We start from the raw sequence: 6,532 nt of genomic DNA on the forward strand, positions 1-6,532 counted from the left end.
GTGCTCCACACCAAGAAATGGAAGCAATACCATTTCCTAATGATAATTCGAAAGCTGTGGCAATGGATAAGCTCATCCAGGAGCTAATTGGAGATAAGCTTTTAGAAATCAGCAAGTATGTAAATATGAATGTCATAGATAGAACCATTATTATTGATCAGACTTCACTTCATAATGATGGTTATCAGATAATTGCTCACTAAGAGGTGGGTCAAAACAAAGTATAAAAAATAGGAATAACAAAAAAACTGACCCACCCAGTAAAATCATCACTGGTGGGTCAGAACTAAACGAAAAAGCGGGTCAAATCTACTTGACAATCAACATATTGTAGTGAAAAGTATTTTTTTCGTAACGAATGGTATCTTTATATTAAAACTGTGCTTTTAACATCACCGTATTCATGAATCTACCATTTTTTCCTTCAACTCGCATTGTACCATTATATCTATTAGCAATAGATTCAATATTCTTTAACCCCAGTCCATGCCAAAGCTGAGTTTCAGTCTGGTTTTTATTTTCATCGCTATAAGGGTTTTCACAGCAGATTATTATCACTGGACTCTTAGACAATATAGAAAAAGTTATAATCTTATCTGCTCCGTCATAATCCTGCACCGCTTTAATCGCATTATCTAAAAGATTAGAAATAATAATCCCTATATCATATGCCTGTATTCCCCACGCATCATTAAAACCAACGGACATATTTATGGTAATATCCTGTTTGTTAGCCTTAGCCATTTTGTCGTTTAATATTACATCGATGATTGCATTCCCAGTGAAGCTTATACTATCTATCTTAGAAATATCTACATCAAGGTTAGTTATATACTCAGCAAGTGCTTCATACTGACCGTCATCCACCAACGCTTTGATATTAGCAAAGTGATTAACTATTTCATGCTTCACACTTCTAACCTGCTCATTGACACGGGTTGTTTCTTGAAGTCGGTTTTCAAATGCTTCCTTTTCCAAATGCTCTGTGAAATACAATTGCTGAGTTCTTTTTGCCTCCTGGCTTTTAACGAAACGCAAAAGCGCTACTACCGTGCCAAGATATATTAACAATGCAAGAATCGGCAAAATAAATAAAAGCTCAGGTTTTTGATCCATCAAAATGAAAGGAGTTCCATCAACAACAATTATGATTATGCTTATCATTATCCAAGTTATAAGAATTCCAAGTATATTGGGTACTAGCAGGTAAGCTAAATCATTCCAATCGATGGTCTCATAGCGTTTAACTATTTTTTTGATTGGTATAATTGCTAGAACAATGATGCAGACATACATTATTTCAACTGAAATCTGGATGATACCTGTTCTGACTTCAACATATTCTTCCACATTAGAAGCTGTCAAAATATCCTTCATCAAATAATCCGAATACCAATTTGTCAACGTATTAATAATGAAAAACGAAACTGACCTCAAACACCACCATAGGCTTATTACATAAATTGTTTCTGTAATATGATCCTTAAATCGTATAAGTGAAAATGGCACTGCTACACCGATTATACCTAATACGCTTATCGGAAATGTTGTAGCTGGAATCTGCCATAGGATAAGTTGAACCAACATCACAATAATGGCCATACTCAGAAAATCTTCCTTCTTTACTGGTGTGGCACGTTTTCTGCTGTCGAAGTTATTGTTCACCGATTTTGCAAACAAATCCAATGGTATAAACAAATAAAAAAGATATAAGAACACTGCAACTTTTGCGATTATACCCAAATAACCAAAGGCACTTAATAATACTTTAATCATAGTATATTCCCCGATTGATAATCCAAAAACGTATTTACGAATTCTTTGTACTTGTATTTTGAAATCGGTATAGTAGTTCCATTAGTCAATTCCACCGAACTTGAAGAGTAGTTGCTTACTTGTTCAAAATTTACAATGTAGCTGCGATGAATTTTGAAAAAACTTTTAGGAAGTCGTTCTTCAAGTTCTATAATCTTTGCGTAGGATTCATATTCTCCACTTCTTGTTACAACTCTAATCTTTCTTCCAATACTTTCAATATACAAAATATCTGAAAGACTTACTAAAGTTGTATTGCCATTAATTTTTATTTCCAGCTTACATGCTACAACCACTGCACCTAAAGTTTCAATTTCTGACTCCGCTTGAATAAGAACCTCTCTGAGTGTTTCCTGCTTTAATGGTTTTACTAGATACCAAAACGCTCTGACGGAGAAAGCCTCTGGCATTCTTTCAGCTAGTGCTGTAACAAAAATAATTAGTGGTAATGTACTATGAGTTTTACTCTCTGCCCCTGCAGATTGACGCAGTTCCCTTACAAAATGCATACCATCTACACCATTACCTAAATCAATATCCATAAATAGCAAATCAGTAGTATGTGTCTTTATGTATGCCTGTAAGCTGATAATATCTTGAAAGCATTTAATCTCAACATCTGGCAATACACATTTAACCATAGCATCCAATTTATCACATGCTAGCTTTGAATCATCACAAATCACAATCTTCATATATTTCACCCATAATATCTTTTAAGTTCAGTATAAATCTATTTAATAATATTATTACGCCATATGTAATGAAAGGTCAAAAAAATGTAATGAGAGGACATTACGCCCTCTCATAATAAACAATATTAATTTCCAACTCCATCTCCAGTAGCGCCACCACCAGTAGCAATCATCATAAAAAATTCTGCTGCAGCACTTATTTCTCCTTCCAAATAACTGCTATCATCCAAGGTATTATTTGCCCCCCTTGAGCTAAAGATTGCTTCGGTATCTGTTACCGTAATTCTACCAGCATTTTTCTTCATGGCTGCTTCTCGTTCGTTATGGCGCTTTTCATAATATTTTTCCATCTGCTCCATTAGCATATCATGGCGTTTTTGACGTTTTTTCCACCAACGCTCTTCATCTTTCTCATCACCAAGATCCATATGATAACTCTCACCGTGATGTTCTTCTATTGAAGCTCCAAAGTGTTCACTATGATAGTTTCCCTGTGCACCAAAAGGAAAATGCACAGATCTATCAATCTTAAAATATCCAAGTACCCAGGCTTCATACTTCGGATCTGACTTCATTTGCTTATAGCCGTCCTCGGTTATATTCAAGTACTCTACATCATTTAACTGGCTGGAATCATAAGGAATTTTTGAAATAACATCATTTATTAGTTCTTTGTATTCCTCCAAGGTTAAGTCATCTGGATTATAGTTTTCACCAAGATATTGCTTGATTACATTGTTTCCAGCAGTAACCATTTTCTCAACATCAGCTTTTCTATCTGGATGCTTAGAAATATATTTATCCACTGTACTCTGTTCAGGTTGTATTCTTTTCTTGTCAGATGTTTTTGCTGCTTTGACTTTCGACAATGTTTCTGAAAAGCTAGATGCTTCATTCAATTTTGTATAGCTCCTCATTCCGGTTATAAAAGTATTAGTGTAACTTAAAAGAGCTTGCTGTACTGACATTCCATACATAGCATTTTCCTCCTAGAATAGTAGATTACTCCAGTTATTATTAAAACTCGACATCATCTCAATCTGGCTAATTCTCATTTTTTCGTAATATTTATTATTTAAATCTTGTTGAAGCTTATTGCTTTGATACAACCTTGCTTCATATACTTCATCCCAATAATCTTTATTCTTTCTATTCTTCTTAAGTTGTTCTTCTAAAGTCCAATCTGGGTCAGGTTGTAAATCCGCCTGTGGAGCTTTTGTTTTTATTCCACCTGCTCTAGATGAAGCAGTCTCATATATTGAGCGCGCCTGTCTTGCTGAACCTGTATAAACTTTAGAATATCCAGCACCTTTATGCTCCTCTATTGATGCTCCAAAATTCTCTATACAATATGCGCCTTTATCGCCCATACCAAAGAATGGATTTTTTACAGCCCTGTTTTCAACAGTATAGCCGAGAACCCAAGCCTCATATTTAGGATCTTTTTTCATCTGTTCCCAGCCTTCTTCTGAGATATAAACTGTTTCTTCATCATATGGATGCGATGCATCAAATGGAATCTTGCCGATGATATCTGAAATATAACTCTTATATTCATCCATTGTCATAGAATCAATATCTACATTTTTTGCACCATACATTTCTCTAGCTTTTATTCCAGAATCAACCATACTATTAACACTTTCCTTCCATTCTGGATGTTTTTTCAATGATTCGTCAACACTGCTGGTTGCAACTGAGTTTTTTGATGCACCAGTATTCTTCACATCTGAAGTCGAACTAATATTATTCGTCTTGTCCGCAGCAGACTTCATTTTCTCTAAATAAGTCATATTACTAGACAGCTTACTTTTATCAACCTTGCCGGACTTCTGTTTGTTGTCATAATTATAAAGAGCCTTATAAACACTTGCTGAAATGTTAGGATCAAAACTAATACTCATGAAAACACTCCTCTCATAAAAGAAAGCATTGTCTCAACAAAACTTTCATTCCATTGAAACAATGCTTAAACTTCCTTGCTATTATATTTATCGTGTGAATTGAGTAATGCTTTGATAGATATGTAATCAGTAGGCAAAAATATGTAACCAAAAGCTATTTACTCTTTAAAATATATTTTCTATCTTTGTTAGAACCAATGGCTTCCACATCATCAAGAGTGGATAATATTTCCCTTGTTCTAGATGGTTTTAATCCTATCTTTTCAGCAATTTCAGCAGTTGAAGCCTCTCCAACAGTAGATAAAAATTCAATTATGTTTTTAATGTGTACCTCACTTTTTGTCGCCGTTTTTTTATCGCCGTTTTTTATCGCCGTTTTTTTATCGCCGTTTTTTACCGCCGTTTTTTCAAAAGTAAGCGATAAGCAAACTTGGTTCAACACGGTATTTTCAACTAACTCTGGTGTAACCCAACCATTATTACTCCATGCCTTAAGTATCGCCGGGAAGCCTGAGCCTGCATTATCTCCGAAGCCAACCATTCGTAACATTGTCTGCATCTTAGGATTACGAGCTTTTGAATTGCCTCCCAAATATATTTCTTCTTTAGGCAGTTTCAAGACTCCTGGATTAGTAAATTCAAAACCATCTTCTTTCTTAATAACTTTTAAAACACCGGCATCCATCATATAATCTGAATGAATAATAAGATTAACAAAACCTTCTCTAACAGCTTTATGCACAGCTGTATCATCTATTCTGGTTTCATTTTCAAGTCTAAAAGGTTTCTTTAAATCTGAAGTCAGTTTTCTAGCTACAATAGTGAAGAAATTAAACAAATTATTTTCCCATGTACCATCGTAAGTTAGTCTGTCACTCCAACGCATATCCCCTGATAAACCGCTTTCATCCCGGTAATCCATGAGAATATTATCAAATTTTTCTCTAATGGGAAGACCTTTTCCAAACATAAGCAACCCTGCCACAGTCAGACCTTCCACGCCGGTCATGCGATCTTTAGCGTAGCCTCCCAACATTCTCAGAAATTCCTTATCATCATAAGAATTCCAAACATGCTCTGGATTAGTAACTTTAAACATCTGCCTATATGATGATAAGGTTGTGATATCAATATCATCCATATTATAGTGTTCCAAAATAGCACTATAATTTCCATTTGGATTTTGATCCCTTATCATTGCACGAACCTCGTGCTCTGTAGCATGATAATCTCCTTCGTTATTACGCTTAAATGTACCCTTATATGGATTCTCTCCAATATAAACTGGCTTCAAATTGTAACTTGCACGAGGTACATGGATAATAATCAGTACGACGCCATCAGCAGATACAGTATACACATCATCATCTATCAAAATATTTGCATTGACCTTATTTCCGTTGAGTGTATTCCAAAAATCCTCTATCTGCTTAGTTGGATTAGATATTCCCTGGATAATAAATCTCTTTTCAGGATTTACCTCTTTTTTGTTTTCCTTAACACCTAAAACTATATCTCCACCAGATGTATTTGCAAATGCTGAATATGATTCATACACTGACTTTGGAATCGTAGATTCAGCCTCCTTACATTCAAGATTTACATTTTCACCTAAAAGCAATTTTCTTTTAATTTCTTCAAATGAGAGTTTCATTTTTTACGCTAACTCCTTTAAGATATGTTAAAGTCCTTTGTGATAAACAAAATATAAAGAACTACATAAAAGATTTTATACTAAAAATATTACTATGTCATTGGACTTATAGTTTAAGGCAGCGTAAATTTGTTCTCGGAAATCACAGAAAAGACAATCCCTGTGTGTTTGTGATAAGAATTAGATTTGTGACTATCTTACTCTTTTTATCTTTTAAAAGGAAGCCCTGCTCCGCAGTCCTTTGATTAATGTTTAATGCCGTACTTTTTTGTACGACAAATAATCCTTCTTTTGCTTGTTGATATTTTATCTGCCTTGAAATGGGTGTCAAGGACAACTCCTTCGGTGCAAAGCATCCTTGACTCCCATTTCTGGGCAGATACACTGTAATCAAGCAAATGAAAGATTAGGTCTGTGCATAGCACTTTTAATCAAGTCAACACCGGTAGGTGTTGTTTCCTTTT

6 protein-coding genes are annotated in these 6,532 nt (G+C 34.8%); 1 reads left to right on the top strand and 5 read right to left on the bottom strand.

What is annotated here, in order from left to right; genetic code table 11:
• The coding region (locus BUA88_RS16255) for a hypothetical protein (protein ID WP_159430917.1) at positions 1 to 203 on the top strand (203 nt) is incomplete at its 5' end.
• Between the two features lie 169 nt (positions 204 to 372).
• Here the strand turns inward: BUA88_RS16255 and BUA88_RS15610 are convergent.
• The 5 genes from BUA88_RS15610 to BUA88_RS15630 form a co-directional block, all read right to left on the bottom strand.
• Positions 373 to 1,776 carry a GHKL domain-containing protein gene (locus BUA88_RS15610; RefSeq protein WP_072919677.1) on the bottom strand — a complete coding sequence of 468 codons (1,404 nt, stop codon included), beginning with the start codon at positions 1,774 to 1,776 and terminating at the stop codon, positions 373 to 375.
• Positions 1,773 to 2,510: a LytR/AlgR family response regulator transcription factor gene (locus BUA88_RS15615; RefSeq protein ID WP_072919678.1), complete on the bottom strand. Its 738-nt coding sequence runs from the start codon at positions 2,508 to 2,510 to the stop codon at positions 1,773 to 1,775. The genes BUA88_RS15610 and BUA88_RS15615 overlap by 4 nt, the downstream gene beginning before the upstream one ends.
• 125 nt (positions 2,511 to 2,635) lie before the next feature.
• Complete coding sequence (locus tag BUA88_RS15620; protein WP_072919679.1) at positions 2,636 to 3,487, bottom strand: hypothetical protein; 852 nt, start codon at positions 3,485 to 3,487, stop codon at positions 2,636 to 2,638.
• 12 nt (positions 3,488 to 3,499) lie between these two features.
• A complete protein-coding gene (locus tag BUA88_RS15625; RefSeq protein WP_072919680.1) occupies positions 3,500 to 4,414 on the bottom strand; it encodes a hypothetical protein in 915 nt (304 codons plus the stop codon).
• A 154-nt stretch (positions 4,415 to 4,568) separates the two neighbouring features.
• Positions 4,569 to 6,068, bottom strand: coding sequence for an RNA-binding domain-containing protein (locus tag BUA88_RS15630; RefSeq protein ID WP_072919682.1), 1,500 nt, complete (start codon positions 6,066 to 6,068; stop codon positions 4,569 to 4,571).
• Positions 6,069 to 6,532: the final 464 nt, after the last annotated feature.

This window comes from Pseudobutyrivibrio xylanivorans DSM 14809 (assembly GCF_900141825.1).
GTDB lineage: Bacteria > Bacillota > Clostridia > Lachnospirales > Lachnospiraceae > Pseudobutyrivibrio > Pseudobutyrivibrio xylanivorans.

Coding starts and splice junctions, on each gene's coding strand:
- BUA88_RS15610 (WP_072919677.1), bottom strand. CDS start 1,776: ATGATTAAAGTATTATTAAGTGCCTTTGGTTATTTGGGTATAATCGCA.
- BUA88_RS15615 (WP_072919678.1), bottom strand. CDS start 2,510: ATGAAGATTGTGATTTGTGATGATTCAAAGCTAGCATGTGATAAATTG.
- BUA88_RS15620 (WP_072919679.1), bottom strand. CDS start 3,487: ATGTATGGAATGTCAGTACAGCAAGCTCTTTTAAGTTACACTAATACT.
- BUA88_RS15625 (WP_072919680.1), bottom strand. CDS start 4,414: ATGAGTATTAGTTTTGATCCTAACATTTCAGCAAGTGTTTATAAGGCT.
- BUA88_RS15630 (WP_072919682.1), bottom strand. CDS start 6,068: ATGAAACTCTCATTTGAAGAAATTAAAAGAAAATTGCTTTTAGGTGAA.